Below are 21,520 nucleotides of genomic sequence, written 5' to 3'. Positions count from 1 at the left end.
TGGATGTCTCTCTGATAGTTCCGATTGCTATGGAAGAAAAGCTACGCTTTGCTATTCGTGAAGGTGGTCGTACTGTTGGTGCCGGTATCGTTTCTAAGATCATTGAGTAAATAATGCTTATTGAAGGGTGTTAAGGAGAGAGTTTACGTGTTAGGGGTATAGCTCAGTTGGTAGAGCGGCGGTCTCCAAAACCGCAGGTCGCGGGTTCAAATCCTGCTGCCCCTGCCAGAGAGAAATAAGATTTTAGCTGTGAGGAGGTGGATTTTTTAATTGCCTTCTTTACTTTTTTTCTATAAAGTTTGTTTTTTTGTCTGTGAATTGTTGTTGAGTAAAAATGAGAAAGCCGCATAAGGCTAAATTGCCTTTTGCATTTTTATTGTGTTTGTTTTGTTTTTGTATCACAATAGGGTTAGAAAGAGTATAGTGTGACTGATGGCATCTAAAACCAATCCGATTACTTTTTTAAAGCAAGTTTATGCAGAAACAGTTAAGGTCAAGTGGCCTACACGTCGTGAGACGGTGATTTCAACTATTATGGTGTTGTTGGTGACTGCACTGGCTTCGATTTTTTTCTTTGTTGTGGATCAGGTTATGCATTTTAGTGTTTGGCGGGGTATTGCTCTTCTAAAGTATCTTTTTAGTTGATAGTGCAAGGAAGTGTGACTGTGGCTGCTCGTTGGTATATTGTTCAAGCATATTCAAATTTCGAAAAGAAGGTAGCGGAAGCTATCGAGAAAGAGGCAAAACAGAAGGGTCTTGATCATCTGTTTGAAAAGATTTTTGTTCCCACAGAGCGTGTTGTAGAAGTTCGTCGTGGGCGGAAAGTTGATGCGGAGCGAAAGTTTTTTCCTGGTTATGTTCTTGTTTGTGCTGAGTTAACAGATGAGGTTTATCATCTTATTAAGAATACGCCTAAAGTAACAGGTTTTTTAGGGTCGGATGCGCGTCCGGTTCCCATTTCTCATCGAGAGGTTGAACAAATTCTTAAACAAGTTCAAGAAGGGGTTGAGGCACCAAAGACTTCTGTATTGTTTGAGGTGGGAGAGCAAGTTCGCGTTGCTGATGGCCCTTTTGTTTCGTTTAGTGGGATTGTTCAGGAGGTTGAAGAAGAGCGTTCTCGCCTTAAAGTGGAGGTGCTGATTTTTGGGCGTCCTACGCCTGTTGATTTAGAGTTTAATCAAGTTGAAAAACTTTGATGAAACTTAAAGTAGTTTTTGATTACTTTAAGAAACTGGTGGAAGGTGATTTGTGGCTTTTGTCGGCTTAATGATCCGAACCACTCAACTGCAAAGGATGTGGGCAAGGTGAGTTGCTAGCATACCAGTAAAATTGAAGGCAGATTGTTATGGCAAAAAAAAGTATAGGTCAGCTCAAATTGCAGGTTCCTGCAGGAGCAGCTACTCCATCTCCACCGATTGGTCCTGCACTTGGTCAACGTGGTATTAATATTATGGAGTTTTGTAAGGCATTTAATGCGGCTACGCAAGAAATGGAAAAGGGTGTACCGATTCCAGTTGTTATCACTTATTATCAAGATAAGTCTTTCACTTTTTCTTTAAAAACGCCTCCTGTATCATTTTTTTTGAAAAAGGAAGCAAATTTAAAATCTGGTTCCAAGGAGCCTGGTAAGGTATTTGTAGGGAGCATTTCTCGTGATAAAGTACGTTCAATTGCAGAAGCAAAGATGAAAGATCTTAACGCAAATGACATTGAAGCAGCAATGCGCATGGTTGAAGGTTCTGCTCGCTCTATGGGCTTGGAAGTGGTGGGCTAGTGTTATGGCGAAAGTAGCAAAGAGAATAAAAAATATCCGCAAAGATGTTGATTTTAATCAACTTTACGCTTTAAATGATGCGGTTTCGATGGTTAAAGAGCGTGCAGTTGCTAAATTTGATGAAACAATTGAAATTTCAATGAACTTGGGTGTTGATCCTCGTCACGCAGATCAAATGGTTCGAGGTGTTGCGCATTTACCTAACGGAACAGGGCGGAATGTTCGTGTTGCTGTTTTTGCACGTGGTGATAAGGCTGAGGAAGCTAAAGCTGCTGGTGCTGATATTGTAGGGGCTGAAGATTTATTTGAGCGTATTAATGGTGGAACGATTGATTTTGATCGTTGTATTGCAACGCCAGATATGATGCCTCTTGTTGGTCGTCTTGGTAAAATTTTGGGCCCTCGCAGTTTAATGCCTAATCCAAAGGTTGGTACAGTGACAATTGATGTTGCAAGTGCTGTTAAGGCGTCTAAAGGTGGTGCTGTTGAATTTCGTGTCGAAAAAGCTGGTATTGTTCATGCTGGTATCGGTAAGGCTTCTTTTGGAGTTGAGAAAATAGTGGAAAATATTAAAGCTTTTGCCAGTGCTGTCATAAAAGCTAAACCGCAAGGTGCAAAAGGTGAATATATTAAGCGCGTTGCGGTCTCTTCGACTATGGGGATTGGCGTTAAAGTCGATCCTATAACTGTTCGTTCAGAGTAGTTCTGAAAGGATTTATAATTATATTTTGAGGTATGTAAATATCGGAATTATATTTAAAATGTCGATATTTTATCGGCATTGGGTCATCTAGGCTTTATCAAGCTTAGGTTATACCGGAAGAAATTCCGGAATATCCTGTCCGAGATTGTGGGTGATACTACTGGAGTATCTTAATTAAGAGAACCTGCATGAGACTGGGGTAAAAACTGAGAGTTATAAAGACTTAAAGGGTTTGAGCCAAGGTTGCCTTTGATCGCTAAGCGTGAAAAAGGGGGCAGGATCCTCATCGATAGCGTAAGATATTTTATGTTATCAAAGGTAACCAACGGGTTTGTTTTAAACAAATCTGTTAAATGGAGAGAGACAGTGAATAGAGCGGAGAAACGCGCATTTGTTACATGGCTTAACGAGGCTTTTCAAAAGTCTGGTTCTGTTGTTGTTGCACATTATTCCGGTCTGACAGTTTCGCAGATGAACGATCTTCGTTCAAAAATGGGTGAAGCTGGCGGTGCCGTTAAAGTTGCCAAAAACCGTCTTGCTAAAATCGCTCTTCAGGGCACGGAATCTGAATCGATAGCAAGTTTGTTTACTGGGCAGACGCTTATTGCTTATTCAGAAGATCCAATTACAGCACCAAAAGTTGCTGTTGATTTTGCGAAAAGCAATGACAAATTTGTCATCCTTGGAGGTTCAATGGGTGCGACAAATTTGAGTGTAGATGCTGTGAAGTCATTGGCTTCATTGCCTTCGCTCAACGAGTTGCGGGCAAAACTTGTGGGTATGATTTCTACTCCTGCAACCCGTATCGCACAGATTGTTAATGCACCTTCTGGTCAGGTTGCACGTGTCATTGGAGCATATGCTCAGGAGGATAAGGCGGCTTAAGGCTGTTTGGTATTCATGTTTATGGGAAGGCTTTGCTGCTTTTCTGTTTTGTTGAATAAGTTTTAAACAATGGTTCAAATCTTTTAATTGAAGGAATGTAAAAATGGCTGATCTAGCAAAGATCGTAGAAGAGCTTTCTAATTTAACTCTTTTGGAAGCAGCGGAGCTTTCTAAGTTACTTGAAGAAAAATGGGGGGTTTCTGCTGCTGCTCCTGTCGCTGTAGCTGCTGTTGCTGGTGCTGCTGCTCCAGCTGCTGAAGAAAAAACAGAATTTGATGTTATTCTTGTTGAAGGTGGTGCGCAGAAAATTAATGTTATTAAAGAAGTTCGCGCTCTTACGGGACTTGGTCTTAAAGAGGCAAAAGATTTGGTTGAAGGTGCACCTAAACCTATTAAAGAAGGAGCTTCTAAAGAGGAAGCAGAAAAAATTAAATCTCAACTTGAAGCAGCTGGTGCTAAAGTTGAACTTAAATAAGTTTGATTTTATCGGCGAGCATTTATGTTCGCCGATTTTCTTTCTTTTCACAAGAAGAAAGGAAATCAATGAAGGCCTTTTCCCAGTGATTCAATAGCTGATGGGAGCAGGTTTTGTTTTTAGTCCCTTCATCGTGGGCCAAGTAAGTAGATGGCTTGTGTTAGTGGGACAAGTTGGTGGTGCTCATTATCGGGTATCAAGTGAACTGATCTGCATGTGCAGGTTAATGGCATAAAGCTTTCAAGGTTTAGTCTATCTTGAAGAGTAAATATCAAGGAGCGACGATGGCTCAGACCCTAACGATGAAGTCTCAATTCAATGGTCGTAAGCGCGTACGCAAATTTTTTGGTAAGATTCCTGAAGTAGCAGAGATGCCGAATCTTATTGAGGTTCAAAAAGCGTCATATGATCAGTTTCTCATGGTTGAGGAACCGAAAGGCGGACGACCAGATGAAGGTTTGCAAGCTGTTTTTAAATCGGTATTTCCTATTTCGGATTTTTCCGGCACAGCTATGCTTGAGTTTGTTGGTTATGAATTTGATTTACCAAAATTTGATGTTGAAGAATGTCGTCAGCGTGATTTGACTTATGCTGCACCATTGAAGGTGATATTGCGTTTAATTGTTTTTGATGTTGATGAGGATACTGGCTCGAAGGATATCAAAGATATTAAAGAGCAGGGCGTTTATATGGGCGATATGCCTTTAATGACAACCAATGGTACCTTTATAGTTAACGGTACGGAACGTGTTATCGTTTCGCAGATGCATCGTTCTCCTGGTGTCTTTTTTGACCATGATAAGGGAAAGTCCCATTCATCAGGCAAATTTCTTTTTGCTGCTCGCGTTATTCCATATCGTGGTTCTTGGTTGGATATTGAGTTTGATGCGAAGGATATCATTTATGCGCGTATTGATCGGCGCCGTAAGATTCCTGTCACAAGTCTTTTGATGGCATTAGGCATGGATGCCTCAGATATTTTGTCAACATTTTATAACAAAGTTACTTATGAACGAGATGGGGATGGGTGGCGTATCCCTTACTCTGTTGATCGCTTTAAAGGAATGAAGCTCGTTTCTGATCTTATTGATGCAGACAGTGGTGAAGTTGTTGCTGAGGCCGGTAAAAAACTAACAGTTCGTGTTGCAAAGTTTTTAGCCGAAAAAGGTCTAAAGGCGGTCAAAGTTAGTGAGGATGATTTATTAGGGTGCTATTTAGCCGAAGATATAGTCAATTATCAGACAGGTGAGATTTACCTTGAGGCTGGTGATGAAATAGATGAAAAAATATTAAAGATTTTGTTTGATGTGAATGCGAATCAAATTGATATTCTTGATATTGATCATATGAATGTTGGGGCATATATCCGCAATACTTTAAAAGTGGATAAAAATGAAAGTCGGCAAGATGCGCTGTTTGATATTTACCGTGTGATGCGTCCAGGTGAACCGCCAACAATGGACACAGCAGAAGCCATGTTCCATTCATTATTTTTTGATCCAGAGCGTTATGATCTTTCTGCTGTTGGACGTGTTAAGATGAATTTGCGTATGGATCTTGATTGTCCAGACACGGTTCGCATTTTGCGTCAAGAAGATATTCTTGCTGTTGTCAAGATGTTGGTTGAATTGCGTGATGGACGTGGTGAAATTGATGACATTGATAATCTTGGCAATCGTCGTGTACGTTCAGTTGGGGAATTGATGGAAAATCAATACCGTATTGGTTTGCTTCGTATGGAGCGTGCAATAAAAGAGCGCATGTCATCGGTTGAAATTGATACGGTTATGCCGCAGGATTTAATAAATGCAAAGCCTGCTGCAGCAGCAGTTCGCGAATTTTTTGGGTCTTCGCAATTGTCGCAATTTATGGATCAAACCAATCCATTGTCGGAAATTACCCATAAACGCCGTCTTTCTGCTCTTGGTCCAGGGGGGTTGACACGTGAGAGAGCAGGTTTTGAAGTTCGTGACGTACATCCTACACATTATGGTCGTATTTGTCCGATTGAAACGCCTGAAGGTCCTAATATTGGTTTGATTAATTCTTTAGCAACATTTGCGCGTGTTAACAAATATGGTTTTATTGAAAGCCCCTATCGCAAAATTATCAATGGTAAAGTGACAACAGAAGTTATTTATCTTTCTGCTATGGAAGAATCGAAGCACTATGTGGCACAGGCTAATTCTTCGTTGGATAGTGAAGGGCGCTTTATAGAAGAATTCGTTGTTTGTCGTCATGCCGGTGAAGTTTTGATGGCACCGCGTGATCATGTGGATTTGATGGATGTTTCACCAAAACAGTTGGTCTCGGTGGCAGCAGCACTGATTCCATTTTTGGAGAATGATGATGCGAATCGTGCTTTGATGGGATCAAACATGCAGCGTCAGGCAGTTCCATTGATACGTGCTGAGGCACCATTTGTTGGTACGGGAATGGAATCCATTGTTGCGCGTGATTCAGGTGCTGCTGTTAGTGCAAAGCGTAGTGGTATTGTTGATCAAGTTGATGCAACCCGTATTGTTATTCGTGCAACAGAAGATTTAGATCCTTCAAAATCCGGTGTTGATATTTATCGTTTACAAAAATTTCAACGTTCTAATCAGTCTACTTGTATTAATCAACGTCCTCTTGTGCATGTTGGTGATCGGATAGAAAAGGGCGATATTATTGCAGATGGTCCATCTACGGATCTTGGTGATTTAGCACTTGGACGAAATGTTCTTGTGGCTTTTATGCCTTGGAACGGATACAACTACGAAGATTCCATTTTATTATCTGAACGCATTGTTGCTGATGATGTTTTTACTTCGATTCATATTGAAGAATTTGAAGTTGCAGCACGCGATACAAAGCTTGGGCCTGAGGAAATTACGCGTGATATTCCTAATGTTGCAGAAGAAGCGTTAAGGAATCTTGATGAAGCTGGTATTATCTATATTGGTGCTGAAGTTCAACCTGGCGATATTTTGGTTGGTAAGATTACACCAAAAGGTGAAAGTCCTATGACTCCAGAAGAGAAATTGTTGCGGGCAATTTTTGGAGAAAAAGCTTCAGATGTTCGTGATACTTCTATGCGAATGCCACCTGGGACTTTTGGAACTGTTGTTGAAGTTCGTGTTTTTAACCGTCACGGTGTAGAAAAAGATGAACGCGCTATGGCAATTGAGCGTGAAGAAATTGAGCGTTTAGCGAAAGACCGCGATGACGAACAATCAATTCTTGATCGCAATGTTTATGCACGTCTTACTGATATGTTGACAGGTAAGGTTGCTGTAGAAGGACCAAAGGGTTTTTCAAGCAGCAAAGCGCTTGACAGTACAATAATGGGGCATTATCCGCGCTCACAATGGTGGCAATTTGCTTTTGAAGATGAAAAACTTCAGAATGAAATTGAAGCTTTACGCAAGCAGTATGATGAATCAAAAGAAGCGTTACAACGTCGCTTTATGGATAAAGTTGAAAAAGTTCAAAGAGGCGATGAAATGCCTCCTGGTGTCATGAAAATGGTAAAGGTTTTTGTGGCTGTAAAACGTAAAATACAACCAGGCGACAAGATGGCGGGACGTCATGGTAATAAGGGGGTTGTATCACGTATTCTTCCAGTAGAGGATATGCCATTTCTTGAAGATGGAACGCATGCCGATATCGTTTTGAATCCGCTTGGTGTGCCTAGTCGTATGAATGTAGGGCAAATTCTTGAAACGCATCTTGGTTGGGCTTGTGCTGGTATGGGCAAGAAGATTGGCGATTTGCTAGAATTATATCAAGAGACTGGGGATATATTGCCTCTGCGTCAGCGTATCGAAAATTTTATGCCTGATAATGATCATAATGAACCAGTTCGTCAGTATGATAATGAAAGTCTTTGCAAATTAGCACAACAGATGAAGAAAGGGGTTTCAATCGCAACGCCTATTTTCGATGGAGCACATGAAGCTGATATTAATATGATGCTGGAGGATGCAGACTTAGATAGTTCAGGGCAGGTTACACTTTACGATGGCCGTACTGGAGAGCCTTTTGATCGTCCAGTGACAGTGGGGTATATCTACATGCTGAAATTACATCACCTTGTTGATGATAAAATTCATGCACGTTCGATTGGGCCATATTCCCTTGTAACACAGCAGCCATTGGGTGGTAAGGCACAATTTGGTGGTCAGCGTTTTGGTGAAATGGAGGTTTGGGCACTTGAAGCTTATGGAGCTGCATACACTCTACAAGAAATGCTGACTGTAAAATCAGATGATGTGGCTGGTCGAACAAAAGTTTATGAAGCAATCGTGCGCGGTGACGATACATTTGAGGCAGGTATTCCTGAAAGCTTTAATGTATTAGTAAAAGAAATGCGTTCACTTGCTTTGAATGTAGAGCTTGATGATGCACGTGAATTTATTGCACAACGGCCATTGTCTGATACAGTAGAACAATAATTTAAAGGGCGCACTAGAAAGAGTGCGCTCTAGTTATCTTGAGAGACAAAATCAAGAATTTCTATGAAGAGAATATAGATCGGTTTAAAAAGTAAAAATGGGTTTTAAATAAGGTCTATGATAAAACGAGTAAGATATTACAACAGGTTCTAAGAATCTTTGAAGGAGAACAGCATGAACCAAGAGGTCATGAATCTTTTCAATACTCAAGCGCCAGCACAGACATTTGACTCTATTCGTATTTCCATTGCGAGTCCTGAGAAGATTTTGTCTTGGTCGTACGGTGAGATCAAGAAGCCTGAGACTATTAATTATCGGACTTTTAAGCCAGAGCGTGATGGTCTTTTTTGTGCACGTATATTTGGTCCAATTAAGGATTATGAGTGTCTGTGCGGTAAATATAAGCGCATGAAATATAAGGGTATTATCTGTGAGAAATGCGGTGTGGAGGTAACACTTTCACGTGTACGCCGTGAACGTATGGGGCACATTGAGCTTGCTGCTCCTGTTGCTCATATTTGGTTTCTTAAATCATTACCAGGTCGGATTTCTACACTCTTAGATTTAACTTTGAAAGATATTGAGCGGGTTCTCTATTTTGAAAATTACATTGTAACAGAACCAGGATTGACATCTCTTAAGCTTCATCAGCTTCTTTCTGAAGAAGAATATATGCTTGCTATTGATGAGTTTGGGGAAGATCAGTTTACAGCCATGATTGGCGCTGAGGCGATTTACGAACTTCTAGCGGGCATGGAATTAGAAAAAATTGCCAATGATTTACGTATCGAATTATCTGAGACGACTTCAGAATTAAAACAAAAGAAGCTGATTAAACGACTTAAGATCGTTGAAAATTTTCTTGAATCTGGCAATAAGCCAGAATGGATGATTATGAAGACGATTCCAGTCATTCCACCTGATTTACGTCCGTTGGTTCCCCTTGATGGTGGACGTTTTGCAACATCAGATTTAAATGATCTTTATCGACGTGTCATAAATCGTAACAACCGCTTGAAGCGGTTAATTGAATTGCGCGCTCCTGGGATTATTGTGCGTAATGAAAAGCGTATGGTACAGGAAGCTGTTGATGCGTTGTTTGATAATGGTCGGCGTGGTCGTGTGATTACTGGAGCAAATAAGCGTCCGCTGAAGTCTCTTTCAGATATGCTAAAAGGTAAGCAAGGACGTTTCCGCCAAAATTTGCTTGGAAAGCGTGTTGATTACTCGGGGCGTTCTGTTATCGTAACAGGCCCTGAATTAAAATTGCACCAATGTGGTCTTCCTAAAAAAATGGCTCTGGAATTATTTAAGCCTTTTATTTATGCGCGGCTTGATGCAAAAGGATTTTCGTCAACTGTAAAGCAGGCCAAGAAGCTGGTTGAAAAAGAACATCCAGAGGTTTGGGATATTTTGGATGAAGTTATTCGTGAACATCCTGTTTTGCTTAATCGTGCACCGACATTGCACCGTTTGGGGGTTCAGGCTTTTGAACCTATCTTGATTGAAGGCAAAGCCATTCAGCTTCATCCATTGGTATGTACAGCTTTTAATGCGGATTTTGATGGTGATCAGATGGCGGTTCACGTTCCGCTTTCTCTTGAGGCACAGCTTGAAGCACGTGTTTTGATGATGTCGACCAATAATATTCTTCATCCAGCCAATGGTGCCCCAATTATTGTTCCTTCACAGGATATGGTTCTGGGTCTTTACTATCTTTCGATTGTTTCCGAAAAAGAACCGGGAGAAGGAATGGCTTTTGCCGATATAGGCGAGCTCCATCATGCTTTGGAAAATAAAATTGTAACGCTTCATACAAAGATCAAAGGTCGTGTTAAGAATGTAGATAAGGATGGAAAAGAGGTTTCTAAACTCTACGATACAACACCTGGTCGTTTGATTATTGGAGAGCTTTTGCCGAAAAATCCAAATATCTCGTTTGATCTTATCAATCAAGAGATGACAAAAAAGAATATTTCTAAAATGATTGATCAGGTCTATCGGCACTGTGGGCAGAAAGAGACAGTTATTTTTTGTGACCGTATTATGCAACTTGGTTTTTCTTATGCGTGTCGTGCGGGGATTTCTTTTGGTAAGGACGATATGGTTATTCCTGATAGCAAATCACGTTTGGTTGCAGAAACGGAAGCCTTGGCGAAAGAATATGAACAGCAATATAATGATGGTCTCATTACGCAAGGTGAAAAATATAACAAGGTTGTGGATGCATGGGGTAAATGTACAGATCGCGTTGCAGATGAGATGATGAAACGTATTCAATCCGTTGAATTTGATCCCAAAACCGGTCGTCAACGTCCAATGAACTCGATTTATATGATGTCGCATTCTGGAGCACGTGGTTCTGCTAACCAAATGAAGCAGTTGGCTGGAATGCGCGGATTAATGGCAAAGCCATCAGGAGAAATTATTGAAACTCCCATTATTTCAAATTTTAAAGAAGGGCTAACCGTTAATGAGTACTTCAACTCGACCCATGGCGCTCGTAAAGGACTTGCTGATACTGCGTTAAAAACCGCTAACTCTGGTTATCTCACACGGCGCCTTGTTGATGTTGCACAGGATGCCATTATTTCTGCTGTAGATTGTGGTACAGCAAAGGGGCTAACTATGCAGTCAATTGTTGATGCTGGGCAAATTGTTGCCTCTCTTGGGCAAAGAATTCTTGGTCGCACGGCACTTGTTGATATTTTGCATCCAGTTTCTGGAGAGGTTATCCTTGAAGGTGGAGCAATGATTGAGGAAGCTGATGTTGCTAAGATTGAAGAAGCTGGAATTCAGTCTGTTCAAATTCGCTCTGCTTTAACATGTGAAACACGCCTTGGTGTTTGTGCCAAATGCTATGGTCGTGATTTGGCCCGTGGTACACCGGTTAATCAGGGTGAGGCCGTTGGTGTTATCGCGGCTCAATCCATTGGTGAACCGGGAACGCAACTTACCATGCGTACTTTCCATTTAGGAGGAACAGCGCAAGTTGTTGATTCATCTCATTTAGAAGCCTCCTACGAAGGTAGGGTAGAGATTCGTAATCGCAATGTGGTTCGTAATTCTGACGGTCATTTAGTGGTTATGGGACGTAATATGGCGATCCTTATCAAAGATGAGACTGGAAAAGAGCGTGTGGTGCATCGTGTAAGCTATGGTGCTCATATTTTTGTTGATGATGGTGATATAGTAAGATGTGGCCAACGTATCGCAGAATGGGATCCCTATACACGTCCAATTTTAACTGAAGTTGAGGGTTATGTAGGTTTTGAAGATATGATTGATGGTTTATCAGTTACTGAAACAGCTGATGAATCTACAGGGATTACCAAGCGTTTGGTGATTGATTGGCGCGCCAATCCACGTGGTGCTGAGCTAAAACCAGCGATTATCATCCACGCAGATAAAAAAGGTAAAGCCATTGCCAAATTGCATAAGGGCGGTGAAGCTCGTTATATGATGTCGGTGGAAACTATTTTGTCAGTTGAGCCTGGTTCTTACGTTAAGGCGGGAGATGTTATTGCTCGCTTGCCAATGGAAAGTGCAAAGACAAAAGATATTACAGGTGGTCTACCACGTGTGGCAGAGCTTTTTGAAGCGCGACGGCCAAAGGATCACGCCATCATTGCTGAAGTCAGCGGTACCATTCGCTTTGGTCGTGGTTATAAGAATAAGCGTCGTATTATCATTGAACCAAATGATGAAACTCTTGAGCCCGTAGAATATTTGATTCCAAAAGGTAAGTTGTTTCATTTCCAAGAGGGGGACCAAATTGAAAAAGGGGATTATATCCTCGATGGAAATCCTGCTCCTCATGATATCTTAGCGATTAAGGGTGTTGAGGCTTTGGCATCTTATCTTGTCAATGAAATTCAAGAAGTTTATCGTTTGCAGGGTGTTCTCATTAATGACAAACATATTGAAGTGATTGTTCGGCAGATGTTGCAAAAAGTTGAAATTACTGAATCTGGAGATTCTGGTTATATTCCAGGTGATAATGTTGATCGTATTGAACTAGATGAAATCAATGATAATTTGATTGCAGAAGGAAAAAATCCTGCATCTGGTACGCCTATCCTTCTTGGGATTACGAAAGCCTCTCTTCAAACACCGTCGTTTATTTCTGCAGCATCGTTTCAGGAAACAACAAGAGTGCTTACAGAGGCCGCCGTTTCTGGTAAAATTGATACTTTGCAAGGTCTTAAGGAGAATGTTATTGTTGGTCGTCTTATTCCGGCTGGTACAGGTGGTACGATTGCGCAAATTCGCCGTATCGCTGCAGTTCGCGATGACTTAATCGTAGATGAACGGCGCAAGTCTAGTAATAACGAGACGGCTAGGGCTATGTTGACGAATATGACAACTGAAGCGGTTGCTGAATAATTTGAAAGCATGTTCAAAAAGGATAATAGAAAGGCACTCGAATTTAGAATGTGGGCGTCTTCTAGGTTCAAAATGCAACATTAGAGTATTTTAAAACAAACTGTAATAGTAAAATCTATAAAGTTCCTGCTATTTTTAGCATCCTTTATAGCTTCTGTTATTTTGTGATAATGGATCTATCTTTTCTGTTGTTATAGAATTTTTTATTTGTGGTTAGCTAAAAGCTTAATTTTCAAGATTTGTAAAATGCGTAAGATGTAATAAGGGGTGGTGTTTAAAAGAAAAAGGGATGCATTTTCTTTGTATGAAAAATTCAAGAAAGCAAATGATAAAGTGTAGGCTTAAAATTTTATAAAAAAATGGATATATTTTTATTAAGTGTATGTTTACAAAAACAGAACAGTAAATATACAAATATTATTCAATTTTTGCATTGACATGTAAATATTCAGACTTTGCGTTATTATGAAGTACGAATTATACTTGTCCACGTGGAGGAACACCCTTTTAAGTGCTTAGCCCAAAACCCAAAGTTTAAGATTTTGAGGCGGTTCAATGCAACAGGACAAACATAGTATTCACATCACTATAAAATCTTAGATCGTAAAAACTAGGATTCAAAAAATAAGATAAATGTTTGCACCATTTTTAAGTAAGAATGGTTTAAAGTGTTTGGTTTGCGTGGTTTGCTGTGTTATCGTCCAATGAGTTTATTTTTTAATGTTAGGAACATGTTTTATGACTCAGCAGGAAAATGGCATACAAAGGCGCTTTTTTAATGATAATTTACAGACCGTTGATGTTGCAATCTTTGATGCAATTAAGGGAGAGTTTGAGCGTCAACAACATGAAATTGAACTAATTGCTTCAGAAAATATTGTTTCAAGAGCGGTTCTTGAGGCGCAGGGGTCAGTTTTAACCAATAAATATGCAGAAGGTTATCCAAGAAAGCGCTATTATGGAGGATGTCAGTTTGTTGATGTTGTTGAAGATTTAGCAATTGAACGAGCAAAACAGCTTTTTGGTGCTGCTTTTGCAAATGTTCAGCCTAATTCTGGTAGCCAAATGAATCAGGCGGTTTTTTTAGCTTTACTCAAGCCCGGTGATACATTTATGGGATTGGATTTAAATGCTGGCGGTCATCTAACCCACGGTTCATCCGTCAATATGTCTGGGAAATGGTTTGACGTTGTTTCTTATGGTGTGCGGCAAGAAGATCAGATTATTGATATGGAGGAAGTTGAACGTCTTGCAAAAAAACGTAAGCCAAAGCTTATTATAGCAGGAGGTTCGTCTTATCCTCGGTTATGGGATTGGAAACGGTTCCGTGAAATTGCAGATGAAATTGGTGCCTGTTTCCTCGTTGATATGTCTCATATTGCAGGTCTTGTTGCTGGCGGTGTTCATCCTTCACCTGTTCCCCATGCACATATTGTAACGACGACAACACATAAGTCGTTGCGTGGTCCTCGAGGTGGCTTGATATTGACAAATGATGAGACTTTGTCCAGAAAAGTCAATTCAGCAATTTTTCCTGGTCTTCAAGGTGGTCCTTTAATGCATGTAATTGCAGCTAAGGCTGTTGCATTTGCAGAGGCTTTGCAGCCTTCTTTCAAGAGTTACAGTGCTCATGTTGTTGCTAATGCCAAAACTTTAGCAAAAACACTACAGAGCAATGGTTTTAATATTGTTTCTGGTGGTACAGATAATCATTTGTTATTGGTTGATTTACGTTCTAAAAATGTGACAGGAAAACGTGCTGAATTAGCTTTAGGACGGGCACATATTACCTGTAATAAAAATGGTATTCCTTTTGATCCTGAAACGCCATCTATAACATCAGGAATTCGTTTGGGAACACCTGCTGCAACGACACGTGGTTTTGCAGAAAAGGAGTTTATTCAAGTTGGTGAGCTGATTTCAGAAGTCCTTGAAGGGCTTGGGACGATGAAGAGTGATGAGGATAATAATGCTGTTGAAATGGCAGTTAAGAAAAAAGTGATAGATATAACAAATCAATTTCCTCTTTACTCTTATCTGAGCAGTTGTTAAGGACATGGAAAGAAATGCGCTGTCCTTACTGCCAATATGAGGATACACAAGTTAAAGATTCACGTCCGGCGGAAGAAGGAGCTGTTATTCGTCGTCGGCGTGGATGTTCTGTTTGCGGTGGCCGCTTTACAACTTTTGAACGCGTGCAATTACGTGAGCTTTTGGTCTGTAAAAAAAATGGAAAATGCGAACCATTTGATCGTGATAAGTTAATACGATCGGTTGATATAGCGGTACGTAAACGGAATATTGATCCTGACCATATTGAACGAGCAATTTCTGGGATTGTACGTCAACTTGAAAGTTCGGGGGAACCAGAAATTGCTTCGGAAAAAATTGGGCATCTTGTGATGGAAGCATTGAAAAGAATTGATGACATTGCTTATATCCGCTTTGCTTCTGTTTATCGAGATTTTCGTAATGCGAGCGATTTTCACGATGTTATAGATGAGTTGTCAAAGGGTATAACGGATACAGAATTTCATTTTGATGAATAAAAAAATGCAAGATGAGCGATTTATGGCTGCAGCTATCCGTTTGGCAGAGCGGCATGTTGGTCTTACGGGTGAGAATCCTTCGGTTGGTACGTTAATTGTACGAAGGGATGACAGTGTGGGAGCATCCATTGTTGGTTATGGTGTTACTGCCATCGATGGGAGACCTCATGCAGAAGTACAGGCTCTGCGTATGGCTGATTCTTTGGCACGCGGCGCTACTGCTTATGTCACTTTAGAACCTTGTTCCCATTATGGAAAAACTTCACCATGTGTAAACGCTCTCATTGATTCAGGTATTTCTCGGGTTGTTATTGCTCTGGCCGATTTAGATAAGCGGGTTGATGGTCGTGGTATTGCTCTTTTACGGACAGCTGGTATTGAAGTTGTTGAAGGCGTTTTGGCAGAAGAGGCTTTTGAAGCCTTGTGTAGCCATTGGTGTGTAAGAAAAATGCAACGCTGTTCTGTCACTTTCAAAATGGCAGTTTCTGCTGATAATGGTGTAGGAAAAAAGGGGCAGGGTGGAATAAAAATTAGTGGAATGATTTCTCATACCCATACACATATTCTGCGTGCTCAAAATAATGCTATTCTAGTTGGGCTTGGGACTATATTAGCAGATAATCCGCAATTGAATTGTCGTTTACCAGGGATGGAAGGACGTTCGCCTATACGTGTTGTTTTGGATGTAGATTTATCCATTCCCTTTAATGCAAAAGTTGTCCAAACAGCAACAAGAATTCCGACATGGATTATTTGTGATAGGAATCTTGCAAAGAAAGACAAAAAAAGTGCACTAGAACAGTATGGTGTGTCTGTGTATTCGTTAGATATGCAAGATGGTGACATAAAACCTCTTGCTATTTTACAGCTGCTTTATCAACATGGAATCAATAGTGTTTTACTGGAAGGAGGGGTAAAGACAGGGGAAAAGTTTTTAAATGCTGGTTGTGTAGATCATCTGATATGCTTTTATACTCCTGTTATTTTGGGAAAAAATCGTATTGAGGCCCCTCATTTTGGAAATTATCTTTCACAGTTTCATGAAGTTGAGACAAGAATGTTTGGAAATGACCGTTTTTATAAATGGAGACGTAAGGCATTATGTTCACAGGAATTATAACGGATATTGGATGTGTTGAAGATGTTCAAGCTTTAAAGCAAGGCATGCGTTTAAATATTTCTACGCGCTATGATTTAAAGAGCTTAGAAATTGGAGCATCTATTGCCTGTTCAGGCATTTGTCTGACAATCGTTGAGAGGAGATCAAAACATGCGAATCTTAATTGGTTTGCTGTGGAAGCTTGGGAAGAAGCATTGCGTTTGACGAATCTTGCACAGTGGACAAAAGGCACTTGTATTAATTTAGAACGTTCACTCAAATTGGGTGATGAAATGGGTGGGCATTTGGTTTTTGGGCATATCGATGGTTTGGCCGAGGTTATTGATCAAAAAAATGCAGGTGATGCAGTTCGTTTTTTTCTAAAAGTTCCAAAACGGTTTACACCCTTTATTGTAAATAAGGGGTCTATTGCGCTTAATGGAACATCTTTGACTGTTAATTCTATTGAAGATTGTATTTTTGATGTTCTTATTATCCGTCATACACTTGAAATGACAACTTGGGGACAAGTTAAAATTGGCGATCAGATCAACTTAGAAATTGATCAGTTTGCTCGCTATGCTGCGAAATTTTCTAGCTTTAAAATGAAAGATGAATAAGCTGAAAGTTACTGGTAGTTTTTAGAATTTTGTACTTTATAACCATAAACTCTTTTATTTATTTTTCTCTTGGAATTCTATTATGATAAAAGAAAAACGTAAGAAGCCGCATCTGTTGATTGTTGAAGCACGTTTTTATGATGAGATTTCTGATGCGCTTTTGGCAGGTGCAGTAAATACTTTGCAAAAGGCTGAAGCTAGCTATGACATTGTAACAGTTCCTGGAGCATTAGAAATACCAGCTGCGATAGCTTTTGCCGAAGAAAATAATAAGGTATCTTATGATGGTTATGTCGCGCTTGGTTGTGTTATTCGGGGAGAAACATATCATTTTGAAATTGTTGCTAACGATTCTTGTCGTGCTTTGATGGACTTAACTGTTTATAAGCATCTGGCTATTGGAAATGGTATTTTGACTGTTGAAAATGAAAAACAAGCATGGGAACGTGCAAAGCAGGATCAAAAAAATAAAGGTGGTTTTGCTGCTGAAGCTGTTTTATGTATGATCGCTCTAAAAAAAAGATTTGGAGATAATCAGTAAATATGTCTGATATGAAAAGTAAGCATTCTCCGTGTTCAGCCAATAAACGTGGAGCAGCAAGACTCGCTGCAGTTCAAGCACTCTATCAAATGGATATAGTTGGTTCTGGTGTGATGGAAATAGCAGCTGAATATGAGGCTTATCGTTTGGGAAAAGATATTGATGGAGATCAGTATCTTGATGCTGATTTTCAATGGTTTTTGGCTATTATCACTGGTGTTGTAAAAAATCAAAAACAACTTGATCCTATGCTTCATCAACAGCTTTCTACAGAATGGTCACTCTCACGTCTTGATGCTACATTACGTGCAATTTTGCGTGCAGGCTTATGGGAGTTAATCAATCGTCAAGATGTCCCTGTTGCTGTTGTTATGAATGAATATGTAGATATAGCAAAGGCGTTTTTTGAAGGTGATGAACCAAAACTCGTCAACGCGGTTCTTGACAATATGGCGAAAAAAGTTCGCACCTAAAATACTCTCTACAATCCTGATGCTCTCAAGATTGTAGGTAGGCTGTATGTACGTTTAGTTATGGACAGGTAAATTTGTAGGACCTTTTATAATTTGAAGTAAAAAAGGCTGCTCTTTTGTTACAGTTGGAGTTGTTTGCGCAATAAAATCAAACACTTGACCATCTCGCAAACCATAGTTGGCTATTTTAGAAACCTGTTCATTTTTGTTGAAGTAAATAGCCAAAACTTTGCGATCAATAATTTTTGTTTTCATAAATTGCATCCCACGATAGCGCGTTTGTGAAATATAATAAAAGATTTCATTATCATATTTTGTTTTTAGCGAAGGAGTACCTAATGTAAGAAGAACTTGCTCTTGGCTTGAACCAACGGAAATAGAACTCAAAGCATTTTTATCAATAACGTAACCTTCTTGATATATTTGGCTTGTACCTGAGGAATCAAGAATACTACAACCCGCAATCGCTACCATGCTCGCTATTGACAGACCAATCAATAGTTTACGTTTGATTATGTCTACTCTGTGAGGCATTTGAAACAATGGTATCTCCCTTTTATACTTAAATATTATAAGGTGGCAATCTCAATTTTTTTCTTATTTCAGCTTAATCTATCATAGCTTACATTGAGTTTCCCTGTTATAAAGCGAATTATGCCATAGAGAGTTTCTTTAGAAAAGAAAAAAATGAATGAAATGTGTTTTGGCTAAATAAAAGCGCAGTACGTCCTTTTTTATTCGGGAGTTGCCAATGAATGTTCAAAATGTTTTTCAAATGGCATTTGCTTTGACTTATCCAATATCAGTACGCTCTCTGCCAACGAAAGGTATAAGAGTTAATATTTGTGCAAACCAGCAAGAATGTAAAGCTTTAGCTAAGAATCATGCTTTAGTTAAAGTAAAATCTTGTGAGGGAAAATTCCATATTTTTCCGTGGAAAAAGCGTGGTGTGCGTATAAAAGGTCTATTGTGGGCGCGGATAATACAGTTATGTGTTGTCACATTAGAACCATTAGAAAATATTCTCCATGAAAATATAGAGGTCGTTTTTGTCCCAGAAGATTCAGATTTGTTGAAACCAAAAATATTAGAGGATACAGGGGAATTATTTTTAGATGTGGAGGGACTAGATACACCAGAAGTGTTTTATGGCGACAAAATTGATATCGGTGCAGTCATGGAAGAGTTTTTTGAGTTGTCCATTAATCATTATCCGCGTAAAGAGGGCGCTGAGATGCGTGTCATAGAAAATGGAGAAAAAGCTGAACAAAAATTATCGCCATTTTCTGTTTTGAAAAGTTGGAAGTGATTGTAAAAATATAAGAAAATATCTGTTGTATACTATTATAAAAGAGTTATTTTCGCATGATATGTTTTTTTATTGTTCCAATAGCAAAAAATTGCCATAGGCATTTAAAATGCGTAAATGAGAAGATGTGGGATATGCAAGCGTGATTAGGATTTCTGTAGATGTCATGGGTGGGGATTATGGTCCTGAAGCAACTATTGCGGGGGCAGCAATTGTACAAAAGAAATTGCCAAATATTTATTTTTTATTCTATGGCATAGAAGAAGTTGTTAAGCCTGTTTTTAAAAAGTACCCTTGTTTGGCTTCTGTATCGCGCTTTTTCCCTACAGAAAGTTATACACGTATGGATGAGAAGCCAAGCCAAGCTCTTCGTAATGGACGTGGTAAGTCATCCATGTGGTATGCAATTGAAGCGGTAAAAAATGGCGAAGCTGATGCTTGCATTTCTGCGGGCAATACTGGTGCACTCATGGCAATGTCTTATTTTTGTTTAAAAATGATGGCGGAAGCTGAGCGCCCTGGGATTGCAGGTATTTGGCCAACACTTCGTAGTGAGAGTATTGTTTTGGATATTGGAGCGACAATTGGGGCATCTGCTAATCAGTTAGTTGATTTGGCTGTTATGGGGGCAGGAATGTTTCGCACTTTATATCACACTGAAAAACCAACTGTTGGGCTCTTAAATGTTGGAGTTGAAGAGGTTAAAGGCCTTTATGAAATTAAAAAGGCCGGAATGATATTACGTGAAGTGCAATTAGAAGGATTAGAATATAAGGGGTTTGTTGAAGGCAATGATATTGGAAAGGGAACCGTAGATGTTGTTGTAACGGAAGGATTTTCTGGTAATATCGCTTTAAAAACTGCAGAGGGAACTGCGCGCCAGATAGCTGAAATCTTAAATTCCGCACTGCGGAGTTCTCTTTTAACATCTCTTGGCTATTTTTTATCGCGGAGTGCTTTTCGTACACTGAAACACAAGATGGATCCCGATAGAGTGAATGGTGGCGTGCTTTTAGGTTTAAATGGCGTTGTTATAAAAAGTCACGGAAGCGCTAATGCTAACGGTTTTGCTTCTGCTATCCGTGTTGGTTATGAGATGGTTAATAATGAGCTGTTGAAAAAAATAACTGATGATTTACGACACTTTCATGAGAATAAAAAAACACTTTTTGATCAAGAAAATGAAACAACAATGAAGGGGAGGGATTATGATAAGCTTTTGTAACATAAATAGAAAACATAAAGAAAAGGTTGGATACGAATGATTCGATCCATTTTGTGTGGTGTAGGAAGTGCCTTGCCAAGAAAAAGCTTATCGAATGATGAGATTGCAAAATTTGTTGAAACATCAGATTCATGGATTGTTCAGCGTACAGGAATACGCCAGCGTTATATTGCCGGTGAAAATGAAACAACTGTTTCTTTAGGAGTTGAAGCCGCACAAGCAGCGCTTACAAATGCTGGTTTAACAATAAAGGACATTGATTGTATTATTTTAGCAACGTCTACCCCAAATCGTACTTTTCCTGCTTCTGCTGTTGAAATTCAGCGTGCTTTGGGAATGCGCCATGGATTTGCTTTTGATGTTCAAGCTGTTTGCTCTGGTTTTATTTTTGCTTTAACGACAGGAGATGCTTATTTACGCTGTGGAGCAGCCAAGAGAGTTTTAGTTATCGGATCTGATACGTTTTCTCGAATTTTAGATTGGAAAGATCGCACGACATGTGTTTTATTTGGTGATGGTGCAGGTGCAGCTATTTTGGAAGCACAGAAAAGTGAAAAGGACGGAACTTTTGATCGTGGTATATTGTCTACAAAATTACGCTCTGATGGTGCATATATGGATAAGCTCTATGTTGATGGTGGTCCTTCGACAACGCAAACAACGGGTTATTTGCGTATGCAAGGACGAGAAGTTTTTAAATATGCAGTTGGTATGATAACGGATGTGGTTTATGATTGTTTTACGGCTGCTGGTATTGTTTCTTCTCAATTAAATTGGTTTGTACCGCATCAGGCCAATAAGCGTATTATTGAAGCATCGGCTAAAAAATTAGGGATTGCCATAGATAAAGTTGTGATCACCGTTGATCAGCATGGTAATACATCTGCTGCGTCGGTACCATTGGCTTTAACTACGGCTATTGGTGATGGGAGAATTAAAAAAGGAGACCTTATCATGCTAGAAGCTATGGGTGGTGGTTTTACATGGGGAGCAATTCTTATTCGTTGGTAGTATAGTCACTTGACCATATTTGAATAAAACGTAT

19 protein-coding genes and 1 tRNA gene are annotated in these 21,520 nt (G+C 39.7%); 19 read left to right on the top strand and 1 reads right to left on the bottom strand.

What is annotated here, in order from left to right; translation table 11 throughout:
• From ABD909_RS01495 to nusB, 16 genes are all read left to right on the top strand, one after another.
• Nucleotides 1-110, top strand: a 110-nt coding sequence (locus ABD909_RS01495; RefSeq protein WP_482830035.1) for an EF-Tu C-terminal domain-related protein, incomplete at its 5' end; no start/stop codon positions are given.
• A 42-nt stretch (nt 111-152) separates the two neighbouring features.
• Nucleotides 153-228, top strand: a tRNA-Trp gene (locus ABD909_RS01490).
• Between the two features lie 204 nt (nt 229-432).
• On the top strand, nt 433-645 hold the full coding sequence (secE, locus tag ABD909_RS01485) for a preprotein translocase subunit SecE (RefSeq protein WP_345096195.1): 213 nt from the start codon (nt 433-435) through the stop codon (nt 643-645).
• A 20-nt stretch (nt 646-665) separates the two neighbouring features.
• Nucleotides 666-1,196 (top strand): transcription termination/antitermination protein NusG, encoded by a 531-nt coding sequence (gene nusG / locus ABD909_RS01480; protein ID WP_345096194.1) that lies wholly within the window; start codon nt 666-668, stop codon nt 1,194-1,196.
• A gap of 149 nt (nt 1,197-1,345) precedes the next feature.
• On the top strand, nt 1,346-1,774 hold the full coding sequence (gene rplK / locus ABD909_RS01475) for a 50S ribosomal protein L11 (protein ID WP_345096193.1): 429 nt from the start codon (nt 1,346-1,348) through the stop codon (nt 1,772-1,774).
• Nucleotides 1,775-1,778: 4 nt separating this feature from the next.
• Nucleotides 1,779-2,477, top strand: coding sequence for a 50S ribosomal protein L1 (rplA, locus tag ABD909_RS01470; protein ID WP_345096192.1), 699 nt, complete (start codon nt 1,779-1,781; stop codon nt 2,475-2,477).
• Between the two features lie 366 nt (nt 2,478-2,843).
• The gene (gene rplJ / locus ABD909_RS01465; RefSeq protein ID WP_345096191.1) at nt 2,844-3,362 is read left to right on the top strand and encodes a 50S ribosomal protein L10; all 519 of its coding nucleotides are present in this window, start codon (nt 2,844-2,846) and stop codon (nt 3,360-3,362) included.
• Nucleotides 3,363-3,465: 103 nt separating this feature from the next.
• Complete coding sequence (gene rplL / locus ABD909_RS01460) at nt 3,466-3,837, top strand: 50S ribosomal protein L7/L12 (protein WP_345096190.1); 372 nt, start codon at nt 3,466-3,468, stop codon at nt 3,835-3,837.
• Between the two features lie 284 nt (nt 3,838-4,121).
• Nucleotides 4,122-8,273: a DNA-directed RNA polymerase subunit beta gene (gene rpoB / locus ABD909_RS01455; RefSeq protein WP_345096189.1), complete on the top strand. Its 4,152-nt coding sequence runs from the start codon at nt 4,122-4,124 to the stop codon at nt 8,271-8,273.
• A 174-nt stretch (nt 8,274-8,447) separates the two neighbouring features.
• Entirely contained in the window at nt 8,448-12,659 is a 4,212-nt protein-coding gene (gene rpoC, locus ABD909_RS01450; protein WP_345096188.1) for a DNA-directed RNA polymerase subunit beta', read from the top strand.
• 738 nt (nt 12,660-13,397) lie between these two features.
• Nucleotides 13,398-14,711: a serine hydroxymethyltransferase gene (gene glyA, locus ABD909_RS01445; protein WP_345096187.1), complete on the top strand. Its 1,314-nt coding sequence runs from the start codon at nt 13,398-13,400 to the stop codon at nt 14,709-14,711.
• A gap of 14 nt (nt 14,712-14,725) precedes the next feature.
• Nucleotides 14,726-15,208: a transcriptional regulator NrdR gene (gene nrdR / locus ABD909_RS01440; protein ID WP_345096186.1), complete on the top strand. Its 483-nt coding sequence runs from the start codon at nt 14,726-14,728 to the stop codon at nt 15,206-15,208.
• Nucleotides 15,201-16,328: a bifunctional diaminohydroxyphosphoribosylaminopyrimidine deaminase/5-amino-6-(5-phosphoribosylamino)uracil reductase RibD gene (ribD, locus tag ABD909_RS01435; protein WP_345096185.1), complete on the top strand. Its 1,128-nt coding sequence runs from the start codon at nt 15,201-15,203 to the stop codon at nt 16,326-16,328. Before nrdR ends, ribD begins: the two co-directional genes overlap by 8 nt.
• Nucleotides 16,310-16,927: a riboflavin synthase gene (locus ABD909_RS01430; RefSeq protein WP_345096184.1), complete on the top strand. Its 618-nt coding sequence runs from the start codon at nt 16,310-16,312 to the stop codon at nt 16,925-16,927. The genes ribD and ABD909_RS01430 overlap by 19 nt, the downstream gene beginning before the upstream one ends.
• Before the next feature lie 82 nt (nt 16,928-17,009).
• On the top strand, nt 17,010-17,468 hold the full coding sequence (locus tag ABD909_RS01425) for a 6,7-dimethyl-8-ribityllumazine synthase (protein WP_345096183.1): 459 nt from the start codon (nt 17,010-17,012) through the stop codon (nt 17,466-17,468).
• A 2-nt stretch (nt 17,469-17,470) separates the two neighbouring features.
• A complete protein-coding gene (nusB, locus tag ABD909_RS01420; RefSeq protein ID WP_345096182.1) occupies nt 17,471-17,941 on the top strand; it encodes a transcription antitermination factor NusB in 471 nt (156 codons plus the stop codon).
• A gap of 54 nt (nt 17,942-17,995) precedes the next feature.
• On the opposite strand, the gene ABD909_RS01415 is transcribed toward nusB, so the two are convergent.
• On the bottom strand, nt 17,996-18,475 hold the full coding sequence (locus ABD909_RS01415; RefSeq protein ID WP_345096200.1) for an outer membrane protein assembly factor BamE: 480 nt from the start codon (nt 18,473-18,475) through the stop codon (nt 17,996-17,998).
• 217 nt (nt 18,476-18,692) lie between these two features.
• Here ABD909_RS01415 and ABD909_RS01410 point away from each other — a divergent pair, with 217 nt between their 5' ends.
• The 3 genes from ABD909_RS01410 to ABD909_RS01400 all read left to right on the top strand — a co-directional run bounded on the left by ABD909_RS01410 (nt 18,693) and on the right by ABD909_RS01400 (nt 21,486).
• Nucleotides 18,693-19,250 (top strand): YceD family protein, encoded by a 558-nt coding sequence (locus ABD909_RS01410; protein ID WP_345096181.1) that lies wholly within the window; start codon nt 18,693-18,695, stop codon nt 19,248-19,250.
• 142 nt (nt 19,251-19,392) lie between these two features.
• The gene (gene plsX / locus ABD909_RS01405) at nt 19,393-20,475 is read left to right on the top strand and encodes a phosphate acyltransferase PlsX (RefSeq protein ID WP_345096199.1); all 1,083 of its coding nucleotides are present in this window, start codon (nt 19,393-19,395) and stop codon (nt 20,473-20,475) included.
• Between the two features lie 36 nt (nt 20,476-20,511).
• On the top strand, nt 20,512-21,486 hold the full coding sequence (locus ABD909_RS01400) for a beta-ketoacyl-ACP synthase III (protein WP_345096180.1): 975 nt from the start codon (nt 20,512-20,514) through the stop codon (nt 21,484-21,486).
• Nucleotides 21,487-21,520 lie beyond the last annotated feature (34 nt).

The organism is Bartonella acomydis, from assembly GCF_039543025.1.
Taxonomy (GTDB): domain Bacteria; phylum Pseudomonadota; class Alphaproteobacteria; order Rhizobiales; family Rhizobiaceae; genus Bartonella; species Bartonella acomydis.
This window is presented reverse-complemented; position numbering and strand designations above follow the sequence as displayed.

What these genes read in the sequence shown, in the direction of transcription:
- rpoC (WP_345096188.1), top strand. Translation starts at nt 8,448, where the DNA reads ATGAACCAAGAGGTCATGAATCTTTTCAATACTCAAGCGCCAGCACAG.
- ribD (WP_345096185.1), top strand. Translation starts at nt 15,201, where the DNA reads ATGAATAAAAAAATGCAAGATGAGCGATTTATGGCTGCAGCTATCCGT.
- nrdR (WP_345096186.1), top strand. Translation starts at nt 14,726, where the DNA reads ATGCGCTGTCCTTACTGCCAATATGAGGATACACAAGTTAAAGATTCA.
- rplK (WP_345096193.1), top strand. Translation starts at nt 1,346, where the DNA reads ATGGCAAAAAAAAGTATAGGTCAGCTCAAATTGCAGGTTCCTGCAGGA.
- nusB (WP_345096182.1), top strand. Translation starts at nt 17,471, where the DNA reads ATGTCTGATATGAAAAGTAAGCATTCTCCGTGTTCAGCCAATAAACGT.
- ABD909_RS01425 (WP_345096183.1), top strand. Translation starts at nt 17,010, where the DNA reads ATGATAAAAGAAAAACGTAAGAAGCCGCATCTGTTGATTGTTGAAGCA.
- ABD909_RS01410 (WP_345096181.1), top strand. Translation starts at nt 18,693, where the DNA reads ATGAATGTTCAAAATGTTTTTCAAATGGCATTTGCTTTGACTTATCCA.
- ABD909_RS01430 (WP_345096184.1), top strand. Translation starts at nt 16,310, where the DNA reads ATGTTCACAGGAATTATAACGGATATTGGATGTGTTGAAGATGTTCAA.
- ABD909_RS01415 (WP_345096200.1), bottom strand. Translation starts at nt 18,475, where the DNA reads ATGCCTCACAGAGTAGACATAATCAAACGTAAACTATTGATTGGTCTG.
- secE (WP_345096195.1), top strand. Translation starts at nt 433, where the DNA reads ATGGCATCTAAAACCAATCCGATTACTTTTTTAAAGCAAGTTTATGCA.
- rplL (WP_345096190.1), top strand. Translation starts at nt 3,466, where the DNA reads ATGGCTGATCTAGCAAAGATCGTAGAAGAGCTTTCTAATTTAACTCTT.
- rpoB (WP_345096189.1), top strand. Translation starts at nt 4,122, where the DNA reads ATGGCTCAGACCCTAACGATGAAGTCTCAATTCAATGGTCGTAAGCGC.
- ABD909_RS01400 (WP_345096180.1), top strand. Translation starts at nt 20,512, where the DNA reads ATGATTCGATCCATTTTGTGTGGTGTAGGAAGTGCCTTGCCAAGAAAA.
- glyA (WP_345096187.1), top strand. Translation starts at nt 13,398, where the DNA reads ATGACTCAGCAGGAAAATGGCATACAAAGGCGCTTTTTTAATGATAAT.
- rplA (WP_345096192.1), top strand. Translation starts at nt 1,779, where the DNA reads ATGGCGAAAGTAGCAAAGAGAATAAAAAATATCCGCAAAGATGTTGAT.